Annotated in this window: 20 protein-coding genes and 1 pseudogene; 13 read left to right on the forward strand and 8 right to left on the reverse strand. The window is 47.3% G+C overall.

The genetic code is table 11. The annotated features are described in order from the left end of the window. The first annotated feature begins 48 nt into the window (after positions 1-48). From ACWQXP_RS11005 to ACWQXP_RS11040, 8 genes are all read left to right on the forward strand, one after another. Positions 49-1,341 (forward strand): NAD(P)/FAD-dependent oxidoreductase, encoded by a 1,293-nt coding sequence (locus ACWQXP_RS11005; protein WP_454062867.1) that lies wholly within the window; start codon positions 49-51, stop codon positions 1,339-1,341. After that, positions 1,295-2,095 (forward strand): DUF1365 domain-containing protein, encoded by an 801-nt coding sequence (locus ACWQXP_RS11010; protein WP_454062868.1) that lies wholly within the window; start codon positions 1,295-1,297, stop codon positions 2,093-2,095. The genes ACWQXP_RS11005 and ACWQXP_RS11010 overlap by 47 nt, the downstream gene beginning before the upstream one ends. Further along, positions 2,085-3,374 (forward strand): class I SAM-dependent methyltransferase, encoded by a 1,290-nt coding sequence (locus ACWQXP_RS11015; protein WP_454062869.1) that lies wholly within the window; start codon positions 2,085-2,087, stop codon positions 3,372-3,374. Before ACWQXP_RS11010 ends, ACWQXP_RS11015 begins: the two co-directional genes overlap by 11 nt. 33 nt (positions 3,375-3,407) lie before the next feature. Beyond that, the gene (locus ACWQXP_RS11020; protein ID WP_454062870.1) at positions 3,408-4,685 is read left to right on the forward strand and encodes a multicopper oxidase domain-containing protein; all 1,278 of its coding nucleotides are present in this window, start codon (positions 3,408-3,410) and stop codon (positions 4,683-4,685) included. Positions 4,686-4,901: 216 nt separating this feature from the next. After that, positions 4,902-6,239 carry a cytochrome ubiquinol oxidase subunit I gene (locus tag ACWQXP_RS11025; RefSeq protein WP_454062871.1) on the forward strand — a complete coding sequence of 446 codons (1,338 nt, stop codon included), beginning with the start codon at positions 4,902-4,904 and terminating at the stop codon, positions 6,237-6,239. Then, on the forward strand, positions 6,236-7,261 hold the full coding sequence (locus ACWQXP_RS11030; protein WP_454062872.1) for a cytochrome d ubiquinol oxidase subunit II: 1,026 nt from the start codon (positions 6,236-6,238) through the stop codon (positions 7,259-7,261). The genes ACWQXP_RS11025 and ACWQXP_RS11030 overlap by 4 nt, the downstream gene beginning before the upstream one ends. Beyond that, the gene (locus ACWQXP_RS11035; protein ID WP_454062873.1) at positions 7,254-7,688 is read left to right on the forward strand and encodes a thiol-disulfide oxidoreductase DCC family protein; all 435 of its coding nucleotides are present in this window, start codon (positions 7,254-7,256) and stop codon (positions 7,686-7,688) included. The genes ACWQXP_RS11030 and ACWQXP_RS11035 overlap by 8 nt, the downstream gene beginning before the upstream one ends. Positions 7,689-8,626: 938 nt before the next feature. Continuing rightward, positions 8,627-9,184, forward strand: coding sequence for a hypothetical protein (locus ACWQXP_RS11040; RefSeq protein ID WP_454062874.1), 558 nt, complete (start codon positions 8,627-8,629; stop codon positions 9,182-9,184). A 417-nt stretch (positions 9,185-9,601) separates the two neighbouring features. On the opposite strand, the gene ACWQXP_RS11045 is transcribed toward ACWQXP_RS11040, so the two are convergent. Both ACWQXP_RS11045 and ACWQXP_RS11050 read right to left on the reverse strand, forming a co-directional pair. Then, positions 9,602-10,021 (reverse strand): SOUL family heme-binding protein, encoded by a 420-nt coding sequence (locus tag ACWQXP_RS11045; protein ID WP_454062875.1) that lies wholly within the window; start codon positions 10,019-10,021, stop codon positions 9,602-9,604. 200 nt (positions 10,022-10,221) lie between these two features. Next, positions 10,222-10,521, reverse strand: coding sequence for a hypothetical protein (locus ACWQXP_RS11050; RefSeq protein WP_454062876.1), 300 nt, complete (start codon positions 10,519-10,521; stop codon positions 10,222-10,224). 723 nt (positions 10,522-11,244) lie between these two features. Between ACWQXP_RS11050 and ACWQXP_RS11055 the strand changes: the two are divergent. Next, positions 11,245-12,779 (forward strand): annotated as a pseudogene (locus ACWQXP_RS11055) (cryptochrome/photolyase family protein). Between the two features lie 747 nt (positions 12,780-13,526). On the opposite strand, the gene pdeM reads toward ACWQXP_RS11055, so the two are convergent. The 6 genes from pdeM to ACWQXP_RS11085 all read right to left on the reverse strand — a co-directional run bounded on the left by pdeM (position 13,527) and on the right by ACWQXP_RS11085 (position 21,966). Next, positions 13,527-14,204 carry a ligase-associated DNA damage response endonuclease PdeM gene (gene pdeM / locus ACWQXP_RS11060; protein WP_454062877.1) on the reverse strand — a complete coding sequence of 226 codons (678 nt, stop codon included), beginning with the start codon at positions 14,202-14,204 and terminating at the stop codon, positions 13,527-13,529. Positions 14,205-14,209: 5 nt separating this feature from the next. Further along, complete coding sequence (locus ACWQXP_RS11065; protein ID WP_454062878.1) at positions 14,210-16,684, reverse strand: ligase-associated DNA damage response DEXH box helicase; 2,475 nt, start codon at positions 16,682-16,684, stop codon at positions 14,210-14,212. After that, entirely contained in the window at positions 16,681-18,303 is a 1,623-nt protein-coding gene (locus tag ACWQXP_RS11070) for an ATP-dependent DNA ligase (protein ID WP_454062879.1), read from the reverse strand. Before ACWQXP_RS11070 ends, ACWQXP_RS11065 begins: the two co-directional genes overlap by 4 nt. After that, positions 18,300-19,322, reverse strand: a complete 1,023-nt coding sequence (locus ACWQXP_RS11075; protein WP_454062880.1) for a ligase-associated DNA damage response exonuclease — start codon at positions 19,320-19,322, stop codon at positions 18,300-18,302. Before ACWQXP_RS11075 ends, ACWQXP_RS11070 begins: the two co-directional genes overlap by 4 nt. Before the next feature lie 34 nt (positions 19,323-19,356). Continuing rightward, on the reverse strand, positions 19,357-20,826 hold the full coding sequence (locus tag ACWQXP_RS11080; RefSeq protein WP_454062881.1) for an SDR family oxidoreductase: 1,470 nt from the start codon (positions 20,824-20,826) through the stop codon (positions 19,357-19,359). Positions 20,827-21,063: 237 nt separating this feature from the next. Further along, positions 21,064-21,966 carry a MerR family transcriptional regulator gene (locus tag ACWQXP_RS11085; RefSeq protein WP_454062882.1) on the reverse strand — a complete coding sequence of 301 codons (903 nt, stop codon included), beginning with the start codon at positions 21,964-21,966 and terminating at the stop codon, positions 21,064-21,066. 131 nt (positions 21,967-22,097) lie between these two features. On the opposite strand from ACWQXP_RS11085, the gene ACWQXP_RS11090 reads away from it, so the two are divergent. From ACWQXP_RS11090 to ACWQXP_RS11105, 4 genes are all read left to right on the forward strand, one after another. Then, positions 22,098-22,511 carry a hypothetical protein gene (locus ACWQXP_RS11090; RefSeq protein WP_454062883.1) on the forward strand — a complete coding sequence of 138 codons (414 nt, stop codon included), beginning with the start codon at positions 22,098-22,100 and terminating at the stop codon, positions 22,509-22,511. Beyond that, positions 22,508-23,452, forward strand: coding sequence for a formylglycine-generating enzyme family protein (locus tag ACWQXP_RS11095; protein WP_454062884.1), 945 nt, complete (start codon positions 22,508-22,510; stop codon positions 23,450-23,452). Before ACWQXP_RS11090 ends, ACWQXP_RS11095 begins: the two co-directional genes overlap by 4 nt. 117 nt (positions 23,453-23,569) lie before the next feature. Further along, complete coding sequence (locus ACWQXP_RS11100) at positions 23,570-24,280, forward strand: SUMF1/EgtB/PvdO family nonheme iron enzyme (RefSeq protein WP_454062885.1); 711 nt, start codon at positions 23,570-23,572, stop codon at positions 24,278-24,280. Positions 24,281-24,290: 10 nt separating this feature from the next. After that, positions 24,291-25,388 carry a formylglycine-generating enzyme family protein gene (locus ACWQXP_RS11105; RefSeq protein WP_454062886.1) on the forward strand — a complete coding sequence of 366 codons (1,098 nt, stop codon included), beginning with the start codon at positions 24,291-24,293 and terminating at the stop codon, positions 25,386-25,388. Positions 25,389-25,442: the final 54 nt, after the last annotated feature.

Consider the following 25,442-nt stretch of genomic DNA (forward strand, 5'->3'; position numbering starts at 1 on the left):
CCATCGGGAAAACGTCTTTGTGCGATCAGGAGGGGTGAAGACCGACTGATGAAAATCGCCATTGTGGGAACCGGCATTGCAGGTAACGTCGCTGCCTATCACTTGAGTCGGGAGCACCAGGTCACAGTCTTTGAAGCCAATCCTTACGTCGGTGGCCACACACATACACATGACATCGAGTGGAATGGGCGGAACTATGCTCTCGATAGTGGGTTTATCGTCTTCAATTACAAGACCTATCCACACTTTACCAAGCTTCTCGCAGACCTCGATGTTTCAGTTCAGCCTTCATCGATGAGCTTCAGCGTGAGATGTGAACGCTCTGGACTGGAATACAATGGAACGACGCTGAACACATTATTCGCGCAACGAAGAAATCTATTACGACCATCCTTTTATCGAATGATCAGAGATATTCTGCGTTTCAATCGAGAAGCGCCACAGTTTCTTTCGCGGCCAGATATGACAACAACGTTAGAGCAGTATCTGACTCAGGGTCGTTATTGTGACGAATTTATCGATCGATATTTGATCCCTATGGGCGCAGCTATTTGGTCAGCTGATCCCTCGCAGATGTCGGTCATGCCAGCGCAGTTTTTCATTCGCTTCTTTCACAATCATGGCATGCTGAGTGTTGATAATCGTCCGGCTTGGCATGTCATTCAGGGTGGGTCGAAAGAATACGTGAGAAAACTCACCGCGTCCTTTCGCGATCGCATACGCACCAACTCTCCGGTAGAAAACATCAAACGAAATCGAACTTATGTCACCGTAAAAGTCTTACACCAGCCTCCTGAGCGATTCGACTCCATCTTCTTGGCCACGCATAGCGACCAGGCGCTTCGATTGCTATCTGATGCTACGCCGTTGGAGAAAGAGGTGTTGCAGCCCATGACCTACCAGCAAAATGAAGCGGTCTTACACACAGACGAAGCGATGCTCCCAACACGTCGGCGAGCGTGGGCAGCCTGGAACTATCATATCCCAGCTCACGCGCAAAGCCGAATTGCGATGACTTACAACTTGAATATTCTCCAAAACATTCACGCTCCTGTTCAATTTTGCGCCACCCTCAATGACAATCAGAAAATTTCTCCTAGAAAGATCTTAAAACGCATGATCTATGACCATCCGGTTTTTACTACTAAAAGCATAGTGGCACAGCTGCGGCAGGCTGAAATCAACGGTATCAATCGTACGTATTTTTGCGGTGCATACTGGAGATATGGATTTCATGAAGATGGAGTCGTGAGTGCACTGAACGCCTTAGAGCACTTTAGGAGATCACAACATTATGCACAGTTGTCTGTACGAAGGACGGGTACGGCATCGGCGATTTGAACCCAACGCCCATTCCTTCACCTACCCGGTAATCTATGCTTATCTCGACCTTGAAGAGCTAGACACGATGTTTGAGAGTCGATGGCTTTGGTCCACCACTCGGCCTGCTCCTATCAGGTTTCGAAGGAAGGATTACTTGGGTGATCCCAAGGTCTCTTTACATTCTGCTGTTCGTGAACACATAGAGCGCGAAACCGGTCAGTCACATAATGGACCCATTCGGTTGCTGACGCACCTCCGTCATTTTGGTTTCTCGTTTAACCCTGTGAGCTTTTATTACGCCTTTGACTCCACAGATGAACATGTTGAAACGATTGTCGCTGAGATTACCAATACTCCCTGGAACGAGAAACATCCTTATGTCTTGCCACGGAACCTCAGTATTTCTCAATCCAAAGATTTACACTTCCGCTTTGAAAAAGCTTTTCATGTGTCCCCTTTTATGCCCATGAACCTTCAGTATGACTGGGTTTTGGGAACACCCAATAAGCGCCTCATGATACACATGAGAAATTTGGACCAGAAGCGGACCATGTTTGATGCCACCCTGACATTAGAACACCAGTTAATTAACAGCTTTAACTGCGCCCGTGCACTGACGCGTTATCCCTTGATGCCATTGAAAGTTATGAGCGCAATCTATTGGCAGGCACTGAAACTCTTTCTTAAACGCACCCCTTTTTATACGCATCCTTCAATACCCAAGCATAAGACCAATGGAGGAGCCGATCGGCAAACATCCTATGACCACTAAACCTCTCTTTCTTGAATCAACCATACCTGCCGAGAGTTACCCCAAACCAAGATTTCTGGACACATTCGCCAAACAGGCTCTTGAGCGTCGTCTTCGACACATCACTGTTGGCGAAATCATTCTTGGTGATGGCACAACAGAGACCCGGTTTGGCCAGTCGACCTCGCGATGCCCGATGAGCGTCAGGCTCACCGTTAACAATCCGCAGTTTTATTCGGAGGTCGTGTTTGGAGGATCTATTGGGGCAGGAGACGCCTACATACGGGGTTATTGGCAAGCCAATGATCTGACGGCCCTGGTTCGAATCTTCTTGTTAAACCGTCAGCTTCTCGATGGAATGGATGGTGGGTTCGCCTGGTTAACCCTTCCCTTCCAAAATCTTCTCCACCGATTGAACCGGAACACTACAAAAGGGAGTCGACGGAACATCTCAGCTCACTATGATGTGGGCAATGATTTCTTTGCCCTTTTTTTGGATAAAAGCTTGATGTACTCCAGTGCAATATTCACCGACCCTACGATGAGTTTGCATGAAGCTCAAATGGCACGCCTCAAGCTCATCTGCGAAAAACTTGAGCTGAAACCCACGGATTATCTTCTCGAAATAGGGTCTGGGTGGGGCGGGTTCGCCTTATATGCGGCCGCTCATTATGGTTGTCATGTGACAACCACGACAATATCTCAACAACAATATGACTTGGTCTGTCAGCGCGTTGCTGCGGCTGGATTGAGCGATCGGATCACCGTGTTGGTCTCCGATTACCGTGACCTCACCGGCCAATACGATAAACTGGTCTCCCTGGAAATGATCGAGGCAGTTGGGCACCAATATTTCGAATCGTATTTTGCTCAATGCAGTAAGCTGTTAAAGGATGAAGGCATGATGCTGCTACAATCCATCACCATTGCAGACCAACGGTATGAGGCAGCTAAACGCTCAGTCGATTTCATCCAACGGTATATCTTTCCGGGAAGTTGCATACCCTCGGTGACAGCCATGACGCATGCCATCACCCGCGCAACTGACATGCGTCTGTACCATTTAGAAGATATTGGCCAATATTACGCCACGACCCTGCAAGCTTGGCGAGATAACCTCTATAATCATAGAGAACAAATTCATGCGCTGGGCTACTCCGAGGAATTTTTTCGGATGTGGGAATTCTATTTTTGTTATTGTGAAGGAGGATTTATGGAGCGCGTTATTAGTGATGTTCAGATGTTGCTTACTAAACCAAAAAACCGGCGTGCTCCAATTCCTTCTCACGTGATAGGATGAGATAGGCACTGATGACATCAACGGGAGGGCACGGTGAAAAGATATTTCGGAGAGTTTGGTGGCGTTTTCATTGTCGTGATAACACTGTTAATGATTTCTCCTGAAGTCCTTATCCATACCCTTTTCGCACAAGACAGACCCGTTAAAGTATTCTCTATAACTGTGCAAGAAACGACCATCACCCTTTTAGAAGATCCCAAGAAAGAGGTATCGGTTTGGGCCTATGTCCTTAAAGGTGAAAAGCCTTCCGTTCCTGGCCCCGTTATTCGCGTACACAAAGGTGATTTGGTCAAGGTCCACTTCACCAACACCCACCACCTCCCACACACCATGCATTTTCATGGTGTCCATCCTTTTAATATGGATGGAAACGGCCAGCGAGATATGGGACGCGAGCAACTCCAGATGCCTGGTGAATCGTATACCTATGAATGGGTGGCGAAAGAGCCCGGCTTTTATTTATATCACTGCCATTTCGACACGGCTAACCACCTTGACCACGGAATGTATGGGCTGTTTATCGTTGAGGACCCTTCTTGGCCTCAAGTAGATCGTGAACTCGTCACCTTTTGGGACGAGTGGGATACGGATGGGGATAGCACGTACGAGACGCATACCATCAACAGTCACTCTGCACCGAGCGATGCTCCACTGAAGGCTAAGGTCGGTGAACGCGTTCGACTCGTTCTGGCCAATGTCGGTTTCGAATTCCATACACCTCACCTGCATGGTCATACGTGGAGCGAAGTCAATCCCGGCACGCTTGAGCGGCCAGGATGGAATAATCCCAATGGAGTGGTCTCAATCGGCCCGGCAGAAATCAAGGTCGTGGAGTTTGTCGCCAAACATTTGGGGACATGGTTATTGCATTGTCATATACTGCCGCATGTGACCGATGATGAAAAATATCCTCGTGGAATGTTGACCCGGTTAGAAGTCAAAGACAACGAAGTAAAAGAAACAGGTAAACCCTTGATCGAAAAAGATCCACAAATTGAAGGAAAGCAGCAATCTCAACAGACTCAAGTGGCTTCAATCCAAGATTTTCAACCTTTTGACTATCCCGATGGTATGGCGGACCGTGGTCATGATGTCTACAAGAAAAACTGCAAGGCTTGTCACGGCGACTTTGCACAGGGCGACTATGGCCCAACATTAGAACAGAATCCTATTCTTCACAACGACGATCAATTTTGGAAGACTTTGTTAAAGGGACGTGCAAACATGCCGGCTTGGGAGGGACGTTTGAGTTTCCAAAAGATTGCTGATGTCCACGCCTACCTCAAAACGCTCAGTCCAACAGAGCCCTAATGTGCGTTCTTGTCTATATATGAGACAAACTGGACTTATTTATTCATGAGTAGCGATGTTCGATTTAGAAGAGAGACGCGGGGAGAATTAAACGAATTGCACGAATCGTATGCAACCCTCCCACGCCGATTGAATGCCACAAGCTCCGCGTCGATACCGAGATAAGACGTCTTAGCGCAGGCGAACTTTTTATTGGACCTCGCACCCGGTACTGATATGGATAATTTACTTGCAGCACGGACTCTCATGGCGATGTCCCTGGGATTTCACATCATCTTTGCAGTGGTGGGCATGGCCATGCCCCTGCTCATGGTCATTGCAGAATGGCGGTGGTTAAAAACCAGCCAGGAGGTGTATCTGACTATTGCTAAACGATGGGCGAAGGGAACCGCCATCTTCTTTGCCGTCGGGGCCGTATCTGGAACAGTCTTGTCCTTTCAACTAGGACTACTCTGGCCGAAGTTCATGGAATGGGCTGGTCCGATGATTGGACTGGCATTTTCCATTGAGGGTTTTGCGTTTTTTACGGAAGCCATCTTTCTCGGTATCTATTTATACGGATGGCAAAAGGTCAACCCACGCGTGCATCTGGCAGCGGGCATCGTTGTCGCACTCAGCGGAATCCTCTCGGGAGTGGTCGTCGTGATGGCCAATGGGTGGATGAATACCCCCAGAGGATTTACTCTGGTCGATGGAGTCCCATCGAATATCGATCCCATCGCCGCACTGTTGAATCCTTCTGGTCTTTTGCAAGCCCCGCATATGATTTTAGCGGCCTTTGCTGCTGCGGGATTTGCCGTCGCTGGCATTCATGCCTTTCTGTTACTCCGCCATCCTGATCATCCCTTTCATCAACACGCCTTTAGTATTGCGTTGGCCGTAGGTTGTGTAAGCGCAATTCTTCAGCCTCTAAGTGGAGACCTTCTTGCTAAACGCGTGGCAGAACTTCAACCGTTAAAGTTGGCTGTCTTTGAGGGTCAGGTGCACACCCAACGGGGAGCCCCCTTCCGCATAGGAGGCATATGGAACTCTGAAAAAGAGGCATTCGATTATATCTTAGAAATCCCCTATCTTCTCAGTCTGATGGTCCATTTCGATCCCCAGGGTGAGATCCAAGGTTTCACGGATTTTCCTAAAAAACATTGGCCGCCCATTATGATTGTCAGAACGGCGTTTCAAATGATGGTCATGATTGGCTTTACTATGATGTTTCTTGCCCTCTGGGCAGCGTGGCTCTTCTTCATAAAAGGAAATACGTTTCAATCGAAACTCTTCTTAAAAGCCATGGTATTAGCAACTCCCCTAGGATTTATCGCAACCGAAATTGGATGGGTCACAACAGAAGTCGGGCGGCAACCCTGGGTCGTAGTGGGTTATTTGAAAACAGCAGAAGCGGTGACTCCTATGCCAGGCCTCAACATACCACTGATCTTTTTTGCTGCGCTGTATGTCTTTCTGGCCTTTATCGTCACCTGGCTCATGCTCCGCCATGTTTCAGCGACTCCTGGAGAATATGAGATGAAACCACGTTCTGAAAAGACTCAACTCGCATGATTGATCTTGAAGCCACACTTGCCATTGCGCTTCTTATTTCACTGACGTTCTACGCCTTGCTGGGAGGCGCTGACTATGGAGCCGGAGTGTGGCATCTTCTCGCTCGCGGGCCTACTCGTGGTGAACAGCACAAATTGATCGGCGAAGCCATCGGTCCTGTTTGGGAAGCGAATCACGTCTGGCTGATTCTTATTGTCACCATATTGTTCACAGCATTTCCAACCGCCTATGCTCGCATTTCCGTGACGCTTCACATTCCTTTGACCTTGTTAGTCATTGGTATTGTACTCCGAGGCTCGGCGTATGCGTTTCGACATTACGATATTCAAGATGATGAACTGCATGTGCGGTGGGATCAATTGTTTGCGATATCTAGCTTAATTAGCCCCTTACTTCTAGGTATCACCATGGGTAGCATTACGATGGGGCATTTCCCCCTGAGCCCAGATAATTTTTTTGCAGGATACGTATCGAATTGGATCCAGCCATTTCCGTTAGCCATAGGACTCTTGACATTAGTGTTATTTGCGTATCTCGCAGCCGTCTATCTCATTCTCGAGACCCAGGATGTCACTCTTCAGGACAAATTTCGAAAACGTGCCATCACCGCCGCCATGCTTGCAGGTGTGATCGGCGAAATCGTGTTCTTTTTAGGTCAATCATATGCTCCGTATTTATGGGGTAATCTCATCAGCAATACATGGGGAGTCACGATCATTCTAGGGACGATCCTATTCACCTTTGCTGCTGTGTGGTTTCTGTATACCCGGCGTTATTGGTGGGCACGCACCTGCGCCATTGTTCAGGTCACATTGAGCATTTGGGCATGGGGCATCGCACAATTTCCGTATTTAGTGCCACCCCACCTGACCATATACAATTCTGCTTCCCCAACAATTACTCTCCAGTTTATGCTCCTGGCTTTGTTTGTTGGCGCTCTGCTCTTATTTCCCTCGTTATATTATCTATTTCGTATTTTTAAAGGCGGACCTCTTTTAGGATTTAAACGAGACCATGAGTAAGCAGTCTTCCCGCGAGCATTCCCCCCCCATACTTGCCATTCGACCAGATGAGAAAACTTTTTTACAGGTTCCTCCACCCTACCCATTCACCGTCTACTTTGATGGTGAGTGCCCAATCTGCCGTCGAGAAATCGATCTGATCAAATGGTTGAACCGAAAGAAACGGCTTCGGTTCATTGATTTCTCCACCTCGTCCTATCGCGAACAAGAGCACGGTCTAAAGACCTGTGATTTGGGACAGGTGATTCATGCCCGTTGGGCAAATGGAACAACGATTACCGGGGTGGAGGTGTTTAGAAGGATGTGGGAAGCCATTGGGTTAGGTTGTCTCACACGGCTGAGCAGGTTCTCGCCGTTTGATAAACTCTTGATTAAGGCTTACGCCTGGTTTGCCAAAAATCGCTTAAAACTTACTGGTCGTGCCTGAGTGACTTCAATAAAGGGAAATTTTCGAAGAAATTGACGCCGGAATGGTTGGAGTGTGTTCGTGGTGACTGTCCCATTGTATGTTAGAAAAACCGTGCTCTCTCATATGAACGGTTCTAGAATTTTCCAGGCCATGCATCAGAGTGGTTGCGAGCGACTCAAATCCATCATATCACTCACAATAATGCCTGTGGGATACACATTGCTCACGAAGATGCCGAGACTGAATGTACCAGACAAATAAAATGAATTCATGGAATGTCCTTCTTTCTGTTTCACATGAATGACAATACGATATCTCTACTAAGCATGGGCGACACCCATAACGTTCATGGGACGCAGGTAATGTGAGCAGCTCCAGTTTTTACGAACACCATCAAGTACATCTTCCATCCAACCTCTAGTCGCTGTACTCAAGGATAGGATGCTCAGGCCGTTCTTTCTCCTGCAGCATGATCATGCTAGGAATCCCAACAATCATCGATAGGATTCCCAACAGTTCCATCGCTTAACTGCTCCTAGGCAACCAAATCATTGAATTAGACTGAAACCTTTCTTTTAGATAAGCCCTTACTCAAGAGCCAGAAAAGCCCACGAAAAGCCGATAGAATAATGGATGAGCAGATTTTTATACCATAGAAATGCACCCAGCTTAAGTACGAATACCTTGGAACGGGGGGCTGCGTCGATCGTTAGGGACGCACCCTCAGAATGGAAATTAGCGTACAAGATTGATGAGGCATTCAACCTCACAAGATCGTTGTGTTGAATTAGGAGTTGACCATTGTTGATGGAATGGACAAGCGAGGGGTTGGTATAATGTAAGAAAGTCAACATGTGGGTTAACAGTTCGGTTTGTAGAAAAAGAGAAAGAAGCACTTGATCGGATTCAAAGCCATAAGCGGTTATTCAAATTGGGCTTTGCGACTTGGATGGATCATGTGCACTTGCGGTATGTTTTTGACCGGTTGCGTCGGCATACCCGAGAAAGCCTCACCCGAGGCGATAGGTCAAGAGTCCATGGTGGTGGGATTGATCAAAGTTGTGTCATCTGGTCCCTATTCCCGAGGTTATGAAACACAACTCCGGTTTTTTCATCTATTAAACCTTGCGACAGGGGAACGATTTCGGGTCAACGTACAGTCTGCGGGGAAGGCCTTTTTTGTCGCGCTGAATCCTGGAGACTACGAAGTGATACGAGTTCAGATTAATGAAGGTCCTATGATGATGGAATCTCATGTCAGCTTACAATTTCACGTAGCGCCCAACGAAACGATTTACCTTGGGACTTGGCATTTTGATGTGGATACACCCCGGACCCAGAGGATGCTTCGTATGAACATTTCACCTGAGCAACCTCATTGGGAAAATTTTACTTCTCTGGTTAGATCTAAAGAGAAAGAAATAGTGAAGACTTCTCTTCCTACTACTCTTAAAGATGAAGTGAGACTTTTTACGGTCGCACCGAATCCCAAAATCAGTTACTTTTACCGGTAATGACGACATAGTTGGCAGTCAGCCTAGGGAGTCTTTAGAGAACACTGACCCACTGAATCATTCTTCCCCTTAGTTTGTTGATTACGGCCTTTAGTTATAAAAACCCAGGGGTTATTCCTGTCCCCTGGTTATCTCGTCAACATGAGAAAGCTGAGGTCGTACTACTGATGGTCATTTGGCGGCATACTTAACCTCACAGGGAAACAAGTGACGCTGATCGCTGAGAGTTGTCTGTTTCACGCTGCCTAGTCGTCAACGCGGAATTGTATGACCGTGTCGGTCTGACTTACGGGCGGAAGGTTCGAATATTCATGGTTTCATAACGGGAATCAAAACCTCATTTCGTCTCAGAGTTGGAATGGTAAAGGGTGGATTGTATCCAGCTGCCTTCGCCTGTCCGGCCTTGCGATAGCCTTTTTACATCATCCATTTTTCAAGAAGTGCTTTGTGTTGATTGATATTGTCCTGGCCCAATGAACCGCTGAAAGTTATGGTGGCTACGAGATAATCCGTTATGTGTTCGAGCTTCACTGCAGGGTCTTGTGGTTGGGGTACCTCTTCAATTGTGAAGCTTGTCGGCAAAACAAACGCCATAGTTTCTGTTTTTTGACCGGCCTGATTCATAAAGACTGGGGTCGTCATCGGAATTTCCCGAGTATCTTGGTTTTTACCTGAAAGATAATCAAAAAGTTTATAAAACGGCGCTTTCTGATCCTCCAGGCCCTCTGGCGTGGGTGTACCGACTAGAAGTAAGCGTTCATAATAACGCAGCTCAAGATTGTCTTCCTTCTCGACAACGGTATAAGGGGCAATCTTTGTGCTACTGTGACCAAACACGGAACATCCTGATATAGCTAAGGAGCTAAAGCAGACGAGCAATCAAAATGGACGTATTATGAAGGTAAAAAAATTAAGCGAAACATTGGGCAAGATATGAACCCTCCTCACGAACTGTTTAGTATGCCTGTGTTGTATCAGAGAGAATATCGGTCCGATTGATTTGCATTAACCATAACAGACGACTGGTGACCTCACAATTAATCCCCAATTCGAACCTCGGGTGGTATTGATGAAGGTTCGCTTTCAGAAGACGAAAGAGGTTCAATAATTGTGCCTTTGAGAGTCGTTGGCGGATTACGTGTTTCTCGTTGGGCCACTGTTTGGTTGATGCAGAATTGAAGTTGTCGTAAGCGTACCATTGTTATAGAGTATGGGTCTTCTGCAAAGTCCTGAGCCAACTGTTGGCATCTTGCTTGCTCTTTTTCTGTTGTCGCGGCATGGGTCAGATCAGCAAACAACATTAATCCCAAAAATATCGCCTGAAATAGAGCTTTCATGTTCTCCCTCTGGGATTGGGTTAATAGAACGTAAACTTTTATTGTATAGGGTACTGTAGCACATTGAAGGAATGAGGCGTAAAAGACGACACAACTCCTCATTCACATGAGCATCTTTTCTTCAATTGAACCTTTCTTATCTCGTAAGTTAGGCACGACGTTCTGCGATGAATAATGTGCCGTCGGCTTAATACCGGAGCCTAAGCGAGAGAATTTCCAGACTCACGCTCCGGATCTAAGTTGCAAGTTGCTGAGAAAAGGATTACGGCCCTGTCCGACTACCAAAAGGGCTTGGCTCTCTATGCATGAACCATCGATGGCTGCGTAAATGGGGCGTCAGTGACTCGCAAAGTCAATCTGAATAGTTACAAACGTATATCTACATTTCCACTGAATGTTTTGAAGAGAAGCAATGATGAGTCAATTTTAGGAAGTTTCATCATTCTATACATCCGATACATCTGCAAGCATGCTGTTCGAATCAAATTGATCACCGTGAAGGTCTTGATAGTGTTCCCAAATGAAGACATTATATTCGATTTCAAAAAAATCACTCCATCTATACTTTCAACGGCTGCGGTCGTGTTGGGGTTGAGTGTATTAGATATTTTCACAATATGGCTGATAGACTGTAATACGCTCTCTATAATGCGTACTTAGACCTAACATGTGTCTGATAGTCTCTTCACGTTTTTCAATCCGAAAGCTTTTTGAATATTCGCCATGGTTTTACGTCTTGTTCTCGGTGATCAGCTTAGCCATAACATTTCTAGCCTTTCAGACGTTGTTCCTAAAAGAGACGCCATCCTCATGTGCGAAGTCTGGGAAGAAGCGACGTACGTCAAACATCACAAAAAGAAGATTGCCTTTTTGTTTTCCGCCATGAGGCATTTTGCAGAAGAGCTGACAGACAAGGGTTTTCGGGTTCACTATATCAAGCTTGATGATCCGAAGAATAAAGGTTCGTTTCGAGGTGAAATTAGACGAATCACGCACATTCATAAACCGGATCAAATCATTATCACTATGCCATCCGAATACCGTGTTTTAAAAGACATACAAGATTGGGAGTCCGAATTAGGCATCTCTGTTGAAATCCGTTCCGACAATCGATTCCTGTGCACACCGGAAGAAATGGCCGATTGGGCCAATGGTCGCAAGCAGCTCCGCATGGAGTATTTCTACCGCGAGATGCGGAAGAAATACAATATTCTTATGGATGGCAATCGACCGGTCGGAGGAAAATGGAACCTTGACACACAAAATCGAAAGCCTCCCTCAAAAGAGCTAAGACCTCCATCCCCAACAACGTGTGTGCCGGATGTTACGACCAAGAGCGTATTCGATCTCGTGCACAGGAAATTCTCTACTCATTTCGGTGACCTTGAGCCATTTCATTATGCGGTGACGCGAAAACAAGCCCTCCAAAAACTCAAAGACTTTTTGAATTTGCGATTGCCCCATTTTGGCGAATATCAGGACGCCATGCTTCAAGGCGAACCATGGATGTATCATTCACATATAAGTCACTATTTAAATTGCGGCCTACTCGAACCCTTGGAGGTCATTCAGGCTGCAGAATGCACTTTTACTGAGGGACACGCCCCCTTAAATGCCGTAGAAGGATTTATCAGGCAAATATTGGGTTGGCGTGAATATGTCCGAGGAATTTATTGGCTAAAAATGCCGGAATATTCTAAAGAGAATTTTTTTAATGCTCAGCGCAAGCTTCCCTGGCTCTACTGGTCTGGTGACACAAAAATGAATTGTCTTCGTCAATGCGTTCTCGACACTAAACAGAATGCCTATGCCCACCATATTCAACGTCTCATGGTCTTGGGGAATTTTGCGCTACTTGCCGGCATTAATCCGAAAGAAGTAAACGAATGGTATTTGATTGTTTACGCCGACGCATATGAATGGGTAGAGCTACCAAATGTTTCAGGAATGACGTTGTTTGCGGATGGAGGCTATCTGGCAAGTAAGCCGTATGCTGCAGGAGGTTCGTATATTAACCGTATGTCTGATTATTGTAAAAGCTGCACGTACAACGTGAATAAAAAAACTGGACCACAAGCGTGCCCGTTCAACTATCTTTATTGGAATTTTTTTATTCGCAATGCGGATAAGCTTAGAGGAAACCCACGTCTCGGCCATTCTTTTCGAACGCTGGAGAATATGGGTGTAAAAAAACTGAAACCGTTAAGGCAGATGCCAAGAGGTTCTTAAAGAAATTAGATCGTGATGAACAGGTGTGAGAGAAATAACAACACCTGAGTGGCTTTGTGGATTCATCAGTCTAACCCAAAGGTATGCTGTAGAGATTTGATAGAGAGATCTATCGTTGTCGCCCTCATCCAAGACTATAATTGACAGAACAGAAAATCGTTATGTGGTACAAAATTCTTCTCACAGTTCTAGGAAGTATCATACTTGGGGAAGTATTTGTCATCTGCTGGGCTATCTGGGCCATTCTGACCATCGAATAACAGATTCACATAGTTGCCCCACTCCGATGAATCCTAAGAATCATATGAGTGACCATTGAGATGAATGGATAAAGTAGGACAGGTCAAAGTACCGTGAATGAGCAGGCATTACGCGTGCCACCAAGCCCTCGATATCTGGTAGACTCTCTCTATTCAGGCAATGAGCAAAGACGGCGAGCAGTGTGCTCGTCACCCATTGATACGTTGTCCAATCACAAATCAATATTTGGTTTTCTTGAACGACACAAATCGGTATGAACGAAACCCTCGACTCGGAAGCCGCAACGACTGCTCGAAGATGAAGATTTCAGTGAGTTAAAGAAATTTTCTATTGTAAAAATAGTGTTGGAGAAGAATCAGGCACTCCCTCCTGAACATACTGGAACGAGACTAACATCTCGTGGAAAACCAGAAGGCCAGAAAACAATAAACTCAATCTTTGTCACATAAGATCACTCAAGAAATCCATCAATGTCGAAAATAACGCTCATCGTTGTTTCTCACTCGTTCACCAGACTACGAAGGTATTTCTATAATATCTTGAGGACCGATTAAAAATATTCGGTCGTCTACATCTCGCGTGATGTTATATCCACCAGTGAATGTACCAAACGCCGGCAACACGGCCATATGTGAACGAAACCAAAAGACTGGAGTACGAATGCGGTCGTGTCGAGTAGCTAATACGAAAGTTGGATGAATATGACCGGAGAGGACAAAGAGCGACTCGTGTGCTATCGGTTGATGGGCATAAGCAAAAGGTGGAGCCAGATAGGGTTCTGATAACCATTGCACACGTAAATCGATCTTTCCCCGACCTGACACATGATCGTGATTACCACCTACCACGGCCACGGTGACTCTTGGATAACGATCGAGCCATTGCGAGAGTTCTGTCGGCCAAGTATCCGCATTCTTTGGTATGGCGTGCATGAAATCACCAAGCACAATAAGCCGATCAGGCTCATAGGTTTCTAGCAGTATTGAAAGACGCTGAAAATTGGAAACGCTGATTCCGTAGGGCGTGGGCAGACCTGCACGACCAAACTCAGCATCTTTACCAAGATGTAAATCTGCAATGAGAACGGTGCGAGTATGAGGCCGATACACCGCTCCCAAGTTGTTCAATAATAGCATTTCGCCTTGGCATTCGACTGCGAGGTCGGTCACGTAAGTCGTGTCCTTCGCGTTCATAAGGACTACCTTGTCTTCGATTTAGCTTTCACATGGATTCGTTCACGTCGAGCCGCACGTTTCTCCAGAGATTGAACCATCTTCAGAACTCGTCGACGCCAACTTTCGCTGGAGACGGTTTGACTTTGCACACGTTCTGCCCAGAGAGGAAACGCCAGTGGGGTGAGTCGTGTCGGCTCTTGAATAGAAATGTTTTGGACAGTAATCCGCTCAAGTATTCTCCGAAGACGTTCTGCCTGAAGTTGATTGTCTACGACCTCTTGCCAGGCCTGTTCAAGTAACAAGTTCGTTCCATCGTATTTTTTCAATACATCGTACATGAGGCTACTTGAGGCTTGTAATTGCTTCGTGGATTTGTTTTTCCCCGGATAACCTTGAAACACGAGACCCGCAATTCTTGCAATGTCACGAAATTGACGACGTGCGAGCTCTGTCGTATTCATACACGCCTTGAGATCCTCCTCTAAATGTTTATCAGAAAACGCTGCATGCAATATGGGTTCAGTGATTGGGGGCTTCTCTTGAGAGAGTAATTCAAATCCATAATCGTTGACGGAGATCTTAAAAGTAATCGGGCATAGACGTGAGAGTCGGTACGCCAACAAGGTGGCAAGCCCCTCATGCGTGAGACGTCCACCGAATGGATAACAAAATACACTATGCCCTTCTCGACTTTTAATGTATTCGACTAGCAGAATAGACGGAGCGGGGACTTTCGACCAACGAGACTGCAACGTCAAAAGATCGTCGATCGCTCTGATCTCGGGTTCGGAGACATTCGTCGTCTGCGTTTTGCCGAAAAGTGACACCACACTGTCAGCAAGCTCTGTGGTGAGAGGCATACGCCCCCCTTGCCAGCGTGGAACGGTCCGCTGACCTCGCATTGCTTGTTGGACATATGCCGTCATATCTCTGACCTGCACAAGTCTGACCAGTCGTCCTGCAAATAAAAAATTGTCACCCTTGTTGAGTTTAGCAATAAAACTTTCCTCAATATGGCCGAGCATGCCTCCTCGCAACCACCGTACATTCATGGAAGACTGACTCGAAATCGTGCCAATGCTCATGCGATGATGGGAGGCTATACGTCGGTCTGTGACACGATACAGTCCTTGCTCCACAGTGACTTTTTGATATTGAGGGTAGCCTTGCAGTGCCTGACCGCCACGAGTAATAAAATCTAACGCCCACTGCCACTGCTCATCACGCATTCCAGAAAATGCAGATGTCGACTCAATTTCCTCGCGCATCGTGGACACGGTAAATCCGCTCCCCAACGCCATCGTGACTAAGTGTTGAACTAGCACGTCAAGGCACATCCTTAACGGTTTTTTTGATTCTATCTGACCCTTTTCTGCGGCAAGACGTGCGGCGGCGATCTCTACCAACTCGAAGGCATGGGTCGGAACACACTCAATCCTTGAGATCGCGTTTGGAGCGTGTCCGCTTCGACCGGCTCTTTGAATCAATCGTGCAACACCTTTAGGACTTCCGACTTGTATGACTTGGTCAACAGGACTGAAATCCACCCCAAGATCTAAAGATGAGGTGCATACAACGCAGCGTAGCGCTCCAGTGCGTAAGTGTGTCTCGATATGATGGCGCAACGTGTGGTCAATTGAGCCATGATGGAGTTCGACCTCATCAAGCCAGTCCGGTCGGGCTTTCAGTAAAGCTTCAAACCATTGCTCAGCCTGCGATCGAGTATTTGTAAATACTAAGGAGGTACCCCCTCGCTCGAGTAGGCTAAGCACCTGAGGTAACAACACAAGGCCCAAATGGCCTCCCCAAGGAAATCGTCCGACGGAGCGGGGAAGTAATGCGCGAATCTCGGTAACTTTTGGCGTCACGCCTGAGATCAATATTCCTTGACGATTCGGTCCGATTAAAGTTTCCATAGCCTGCTTAGTATTGCCTAAAGTCGCGGATAACCCCCAAGTTTGAACGGCAGGGCGTAACGCCCGCAATCGAGCAAGACAAAGTTCAAGTTGGACACCACGTTTACTGCCAATGAGCTCATGCCACTCATCAACGACAATTGACTGCAGGTCCGCAAACAACTGATTAGTCTCAGCATATATAAGGAGTAACGACAGACTTTCAGGGGTGGTGATGAGGGCATGCGGCGGAGCACGTCGCTGACGAACTCGTGTCGAAGCCCCTGTATCGCCCGTTCTCACGTCTACGCGCCAAGCTAATTCAAGCGCATCGACCGCGCACTGAAGATTTTTAGCCGTATCATGGGCCAATGCGCGCAACGGAGTGATCCAAAGGACTTTAAGACCTCGACTTGTATCGTGTGCATCAATGGCACGGCTGACCGGACCAAGCCAAACGGCGAGTGACTTCCCACTTCCCGTTGGTGAGTGAATGAGACCTGACTTTCCTCTCTCGTAGGCCTTCCAAGCCTCACGTTGGAACGGTAAGGGACTCCAAGCATTTTGTTGAAACCACTGCTTGACGCGTGCAGCCGCAATCATTTTAAGACCTGCTGAACCTGAGCCTGTAAGTCAGCAAGGGTATTCGCATCTTTTGCGTTGAGATCACGTCGCCATCGCGCAATCCGTGGGAAACGAACAGCGACACCTGATTTATGACGTGTTGAACGATTAAGGCCCTCAAAGGCAAGTTCAAAAACTTGTTCAGGCATCACCGACCGCACAGGACCAAAACGTTCGGTTGTGTTTTTTCGAATCCATGAGTCTAATTCATGAATCTCCTGACTATCGAGACCAGAATAGGCCTTGGCGATCGGGACTAGTTCATCATCACGCCAGACGGCGAACGTATAGTCAGTGTATAAATTGGCACGTCGACCATGACCAGGTTGTGCATAGAGCATGACCGCATCGATAGTGAACGGAGTCACCTTCCACTTCCACCATTGGCCCCGTCGTCGACCCGTTTCATACATAGCCTTTCGATGTTTCAGCATCAAACCCTCAACCCGGCGTTCACGAGATTGTTCACGGTGAGAGGCCGCATTCTCCCAACTCGATATGGGAAGCAATGGCGAAATCTTCAAAAGAGGATGACCCGGTGGGCAAGCCTCCTCGAGTAACGCTCGGCGTTCTTCGGTCGATGTTTCACGGATGTCCTTGTTACCAGACTCAATCAGATCATAGGCCATGAAACAGATCGGTATCTCTCGTAACATTTTCGGGCTGACATGTTTGCGATTAATACGACGTTGTAATGATGTAAATTCCATGACGCCTGTGTCTTCTGACCACGCAAGTATTTCTCCATCGAGAACAGTGCCATCGGGTAATACCGCGCAAGCGTCGCGTACCTCGGGAAAGTGCTCCGTGACCAGTTCCTCTCCGCGAGTCCAGATGAAACATTCTCCCTGACGACGCACAACCTGGGCACGAATACCATCCCACTTCCACTCAATGTTCCAATCTTGTATATCACCCAATTGTTCGCTTATAGCTTTCACCGTCACTCCCTGATCGAGTGGACTCGCCAAACAGAATGGATAGGGTTGCGAGAAATGCGTCTGACTAATTTCTGAATCGATAAGCCCTTGATAGAATTCTTTCGTTGGTTGCCAGTGTCCCGTCATGCGATGCAGGATAACTGAGGACGGTAATCCCGCATATTCCGCAACGGCTCGGGCAACAAGAAGTTGTGATACGCCGACTCGGAACGAGCCGGTTAACAGTTTCGTCACCAAATAGTTCATGTCATAATCCAAACGACCCCACCAGCCCATAATTTGAAGGCGTTGCTCTTCAAGTGATTGATCGCGAAGCGCTAATATCTCGTGATGCATCCACTCAGACAGGCGGCGGTCAGCAAACTCGTCCTGCCGACCAGTTGAATCAGTCAAGAGAGCAGCTGTTTCGGCCAAATCACCCACATTGGCATACACCTCTTCAACCAACCATGCTGGAAGCTTTGAGGATTCGATCATCCATTGTCGTAGATTTGCAGCCCCCACCAATCGCTTGATTCGTCGACCCGATAAGAGGTACAGCGCCCAGGCTGAATCCTCTGCATCCGCAGCATCGAAATACTGTCGCATCACTGCCATCTTCCTCTTCGTAGAAGTAGTGTGATCAAGATCTCGATATAGCTTGGCAAATCGTTTCATTCGGGATCAGATTCCATTTCAGCAAAAGGAGCGCCCAACCCCTCAGCATGCACTCCCTGCTCACATAAATACCGAACCAAAATATCAGAATATCCATGGTGAAGTTGTATGTGACGCGCTTGGCTCTCAGAAAGAGTTTGTAATAACGATGGCCAATCGGCATGGTCAGAGAGCACAAAACCTCGATCGTAACCACGTCGTCGACGTTGACCTCGTACTCGCATCCAGCCCGAACAGAAGCCAGTTTGCGCCCGCTTAAAACGACGCATCCATAGAGAGCCGGCGGCACTAGGAGGAGCAATGATCATTTCACCGGAGTAATCGCGTTTCGTCTGTAAATCAACCCTGGAAGTGGGCAGCATTTGAACGCCTGCCTCTCGATAGATCTCTGTGATGGGCACAACAGCTCCATGCAGCAAAACACTGCGATCGGTCAGGCTGGCAAGCTCCGCCAACACACGCTGCGCCTTGCCAAGTGCATAGCAAAACAATACCGATACCTGCTGCTCTGAAATATTTTTATCCCACCACCTGAGAATCTCTAGGGCGACGTCCCTTGCAGGTTTCCATCGATAGATCGGAAGCGCAAACGTGGCTTCGCTGATCAATGTGTCGCAGGGTACAACTTCGAACGGGGCACAAGTGGGATCATGATCACGTTTGAAGTCTCCGGTCACAACCCAGACCTCTCCGTTGGCTTCAACCCTGATTTGTGCCGAACCAAGAATATGTCCTGCAGGATGAAAACTTACCTTTGTCGTGCCGAGGGTGATTGTGTCACCATAATCTGTCAAAGTTAAATCAATGTCACAACCCAAACGCTTACGCAAAATCGGCTCAGACATCGAGGTCGCGTAATAGAAGTTCGAAACACCACGTGCGTGATCGGAATGTCCATGAGTAATCACCGCATGTTGAACCGGCCCTCTGACTGGATCGATATAAAAATTACCTTCTTCACAAAATAGACCGCAATCGGTCATGCGAATAAGTGGATGTGAAGCATGAGAAATTTTCATTATACAATTTTCTTCTTCAAGACCTGGTGACGTTTCAGTTAGAGGAACGGGTGCTTAACGCTTCGTTGACAATACCTTGTAACATTCCAGGGAATATCAATTGATGGGCGGGATAGGTCACATACCAATACAGGAGCCCGAGCACTCCCAGCGGATCAAAGATAGCGGTCTGTCGAATCGTGGAACCTTCGTCCTGTTTTTGGACTTCGAAATCTAGCCACGCACGACCGGGAAGTTTCATTTCTGCCCTAAGGCGCAGTCGCTTATTGGGTTCAAAACATTCCACTCTCCACCAATCAAGCGTATCCCCAACGCTTAACCATTCAGGGTCACGACGACCACGGCGAATTCCTATCCCACCAACTAAGACGTCCATCAACCCTCTCAGTCGCCAGAGATATCCTGCATAGTAATACCCCGTACGCCCACCAATCCTTCGAATTGGGCCAAAGGCCTCTTCCGGAGTGACGTCAACATATGCTTCACGCGTATCCACCAGACGGTTTCCAAAGCGCGTAGGTTGATTGTCGTCCATCAATCCCCCGACTGATGTAGCATCGGACCATCGGGTGGCCGCGAGAGCTTGGTCTTCGTTGCGTAACGCAGAAGCAATAGCCTCGCTCACACCTCGCGGGCGAATGGGGAAGCGCTGCAAGGCAGAGTCATCCTTCACTATAGTCGGGAAACGAATACCATCGATGAGCTTGCGACCCACACGCGCATAGACTGGAGTCACGAGGCCTAACCATAAACTAGACAACCGTGGAGTCAGGAAGGGGACAGGGATCATGACACGACGTAATTTACGCTGCCGGGCATATTCCTTCATGAGATCACCGTAAGAAACCTGATCAGTTCCACCGATTTCGAAGATAGCATGACCTTCAACGTCGACGTCCAAACCGGCCATCAGATACTGAAGAAGATCACCGATGGCGATGGGTTGGGTTAGAACAGAAACCCAACGAGGCGTGATCATCAAGGGCAACCGCTCCACTAGCGCTCGCACCATCTCGAAGGAAAGACTTCCCGAACCGATGACGACAGAAGCTCGAAATTCAATCACTTGAACATTGAATGTGCGTAGCTCCTCCCCGACTCGATGACGACTTCGGAGATGAGCGGATAACTTGGTGCGATCATCACCGAGCCCGCCGAGATAAATGATTCGATGAACACCGGCTTGCTCAGCGGCTCGCCCGAAATTTTTAGCGGCTTGACCTTCTTCTGCTTCGAAGGATTTACTTGAGCCCATGGAATGAACAAGATAATAGGCGGTGTGAACTCCATCCAAAGCAGGCGCCAACGATTGCGGCTTGAGAAGATCAGCTCGCACACATTCACTGTCCTCCCCTACTCGAGCGCGCGCATATTCAGGATTTCGAGCCAAACACCTGACTGAGCATCCTACCCTTATCAGCTCTCCGACAAGCCGTCCGCCGATATAACCGGTGACTCCTGTGAGGAGAACAAGTTTGTCGTCTCTCCAGTGTTTCGATTCCATAATTCTGAATTGTAGTTAGGTATGCAAAGAAAGTGACGATTTTTGTAGATATTAAATTTCTTGGGATATCTCAATTATGGATCAAGTAAATGTGTAATGTTTCTAACATTGAATAGCATCAAAAGCTTCAAAGAACGATTTCAGAATGCATTCCTCGCTGCAAGGCTCATCAAGAATTGTGCAATCGCTGGACAGACAATAACGAATCATGTGAGTTGGACGATATTTTTTAACAGACTAATGATTAGTCAGTGTCAACAAATGAATCTCTACATCCCTGAGTGTTCGAAACACGACAATTTTTTCTTTTTCAAAGACCGATTCATAATCAACGACCCCCTGCCCTCCGATTCCAACCGGAGATATGCGTGTAAGCTGGGCCGCGAGAGCACTCGCTAGAGACTCGGCTTCCTCATCCGAAGGCCGCATGGTGATAGAGAAAAAAATGATTGATGGACGAAGTGCATCACAATAACCTGCTAACTCGTCAATTGGCATACGCGGTCCAAGGTAATGCGTCCGACAACCACGCGACGCACACAGATATGCGACTGTCATGGCTCCTATCGAGTGCAACTCATTTTGCGGGCAAGCCACAACAACCTTGGGTCCGTTTTCGATCACACGCAATTGATTCATCGCGGAAAAGACTTTCTGTTTCACGAGATTCGACACATAATGTTCTTGGGCCACACTAATCTTTCCTTCGTGCCACAGATCACCAACTCGTTCAAGCAATGGAAATAAGAATCGCTGCAAGGCTTCTTCGAATGGTATGACCGCTAGGGCACCATTGAGTTTTCGTTCAAACACATCAAGTGCATGTTGCTGTACAGCGCTGATCAGCTCCAAAACCAGTTGGTCGGCGGGAGCTTCGACCTGGGACAACTCTATTAATGCCACTTTCGATCGCTTCAAAAGTTCTTTCCTTCCAAGTTCTGCCAGAGCTCCTATTGCCTGACCTTTATCCACCTCCTCTTTCAGGTAGCGAAAAAACTTTACATCTTCATCGGTGTATTGGCGATACCGGTTCTTCCCACGTGTAGGCGAAACCAAGTCGTACCGCTTTTCCCAAGCACGAATAACGTGTGGGGAAAGGCCTGTAAGCTTTGAGAATCTATGGATCCTGTAGATTGCCATTAACTATTTCTACCATCTTGTCTAATGTACGTCAAAAATAATTTCGTATAACCATTGACAAACATTAATTTACTATATTATGTTTAGACATACCTTAGACAAACATTAATCTCAAAAAAGGATTAATTCACATGTTAAACCATCCCACATATAATCACCCGTTAGAAATTACGAGCAACACAGCCACAATCGACCGCATGCTCCGAGATGAACATTGTCATCGTTGCGGCGGTCTCATGATTCACGATTACTGCCTTGATGTCGGAAGCGACAATGCAGAAGTAGAGGTGACCGTCAAGAGATGTTGCATGTGCGGAGAGTTAATAGATCCAACGATTCTTCGAAACCGCATGAAGGCGATCACCGATGGGGATGGTGAGAATGACCCAACAAAACAAGTCTCCACCGAGCATCAGGAGCCCGCCATTCAAAATTCGCTAGCAAGAGAAGTGCTTCATACCTGGTACGCCACAATGCGTAGTGAAATACGGGAAAATCTTCCCATTCATCAATCAACCACCAACACAAAGGAGACCAAGTTATGACAAACCTACCGACCTCGGTTACCACCGCACTATTGGCAAGCACTTTTTTATTAAACCCACTGGGTATTGCCTTCGCAGAAGACACTAAAAATATGGCACATATTCCCAGAGGTGAGTTTACGATGGGAAGCAATGAGCATGGAGACGAGAAACCTCATCAAGTTGTTCTCGATGCATATCACATCGACAAATTTGAGGTGTCCAATAAGGATTATAAGGAGTTCTTGAAAGACACAGGTCATACGTCGCCAGCTTATTGGGACGATCCTCGTCTCAGTGGGACCGACCAACCGGTGGTAGGCGTAAACTGGTATGACGCCAGCAAATTTTGTGAGTGGAAAGGCAAACGGCTCCCCACCGAAGCTGAATGGGAACGCGCAGCAAAAGGTAAGCAAGGCAGCCATTATCCCTGGGGACATGAACTTAGCAAAGAGAAAGCAAACTATGGACAAAATGTAGGCAAGACCACGGCGGTTAATTCGTATCCAGAAGGTGTAAGCGAATATGGCTTGTATAATATGGCTGGCAATGTCTTTGAATGGGTTTCAGATTGGTACGACCCCAAGTACTACGACGACAGTCCCGCGATGAATCCTCAAGGACCAGCAACAGGAATCAACTTCGCCAATCAGGGAGCTGTCAAAGTACTAAAAGGCGGTTCCTGGCTCGCTCCATCCACTTCGCTTCACACCAGCCATCGCTTTTGGAATCAACCTGAAAACAACTCGTATGGAGTGGGGTTAGGGTTCAGATGTGCGAAGTCGGAATCTCGTGAAATGGCGAAGAATGTACAGTATGACTTCATGCATGCCTTGATCAGCATGGGCAAAGAAGAGTGGAAGGACGCACTCACATCCATTGATAAGGCACTAGAAGGTGATAAAGAAAACATAGAATATCAGCAGACCCGCGACATCATTATGAAACAAATGAATAAATAATTACTCGATAGCACCACTTGGATCTTACATGTATTGATTCATGGAAATGCTAGTTTTACGAGAATGGCGAGAGGCACATGGTCAATCGAAACAAGCAACACAATTGGTGAAGGTGAGATGGATAAGAGAATCTCAATCCTCATAGTAGTGGTCTTTTTGATCGTCGCCCTTGCGAGTTGTTCGCAAGCAGATCTATCTGCAGATTCTCGAAAAACGGAATCGACCCCTGTTGGGAGGGCACATTTTAATAATGGTAAGTCCGACAACTCTTATCTAGACCATGTGCCACCTGTCACATCCAATGTCGACCTTCTTGAAGTGACCAATAAGCCATTCAAAGTATTCATAAGAGTGACCGGACATCCTGCTCCGACTTACTGGCACGCCCCCCGCTTGAGTGAGTCGGAGCAGCCCGTGGTCAGGATCAATTGGTTCGACGCTAAAACCTATCGCGATTGGGAAGGCAAACGCCTACCCGCTGGATTCGATCGGAAGCGAGAGTACCAGATTCCGACAGCCACACAACCATCAGAACAGGAAAGTGGAGACCTGAGCAATCAAACACATCAACACCAAAATACAGAAGCGGCAGATTCACCATTCTCGGGAAATGTAGGTACCACTGCCGATAGTCTTAATCATACGTCTTTTAGTTCCTCGGAATGGCTTGAACACTGGACCGAATTAATGGACAGGCGTGACACTTTTAAACACCTATGGACCTCCAGACGCGCCGATTCTCTAAATTCTGGCGAAGATGAAGCCATGGGAAACGATCAAACAAACGACTTACCATTACTCTCATATGAAATTACCTTCATCAGGTAAGGAGGCTGAAATGAGCTGGAACTTTCTATCAAACCACCAATGGAAATTTTCCAACGTACGCTATGCGACGGTAGGCGCCACGATGGCTCTCGGAGGGTTTCTTCTCTTGACCGGCGGAGTTATCTCGCACGCGAAGGACAGTCCTATTCCTGAAGATATGGTTTATGTGCCATTCGCGGCGACCATTATGGGTATCGACAAAGAAAAGTCAGCGACTACACCTCGAAAGGGGGAAACACAAACGATGAGCCAAAAAAGAAGCGGCATGCCCTGGTCCAGAGAATCGTTTCACGATGAAGGACCAGCACATTGGGTAGCGATGGATGCGTACCTGATAGACAAATACGAAGTGTCCAATAAGAAATTCGAAAATTTCATCAAGGCCACCGGATATGCGGCCCCAGCCTATTGGGATGACCCTCGATTGAATAAGCCAAAACAACCCGTCGTTGGAGTGAATTGGTTTGATGCCAAAGCGTTCTGTGAATGGGAAGATAAACGCTTGCCCACTGAAGCAGAATGGGAGCGGGCCGCACGAGGTTCACAAGGTTACAAATACCCTTGGGGCAACGACCTCGACCCATCAAAAGCGAATTATGGGAAACGCAATGACGCAACCCTCCCAGTGGACGCTCTTCCCAATGGAGTCAGTCCGTTTGGTCTTCATCACATGGCAGGAAATGTCTTCGAATGGGTAGAAGACTGGTATGACCCGACCTTTTATCAAAAGACTCCCCATCCCGTGAATACCAAAGGACCACTGAAACCGATTTGGCTTGGTGGGACCGGGACGTATGTGGATCGCCTCACGACTGGTGAAAAACGTGTGATTCGTGGAGGTTCTTGGATCGCTGCGGAGGCCAGCGTTACGACCACACACCGTTTTTGGAATAATCCCATGAATAATAGTTACGGTGTAGGCCTGGGATTCCGTTGCGCCAAGTCAGCTCCTGTGACAATCGAGAATGAAGTTCGCGCCCTTACCGTCAGCGCTATGAAAAACATGGGAATTGAGAAATTTGACGACGCCAAGAAAAATCTCGATCAGGCGTTGAAACTGGATCCGACAAATCAAGAACTCGAACAAATGCAGAAGTTACTCCATTAATCAGTTCTTTCTGAGTATGAAAAATCATTTACCAATATCTGTGAAGCTAGAGGC

The sequence above is a fragment of the Candidatus Nitrospira salsa genome (assembly GCF_965152625.1).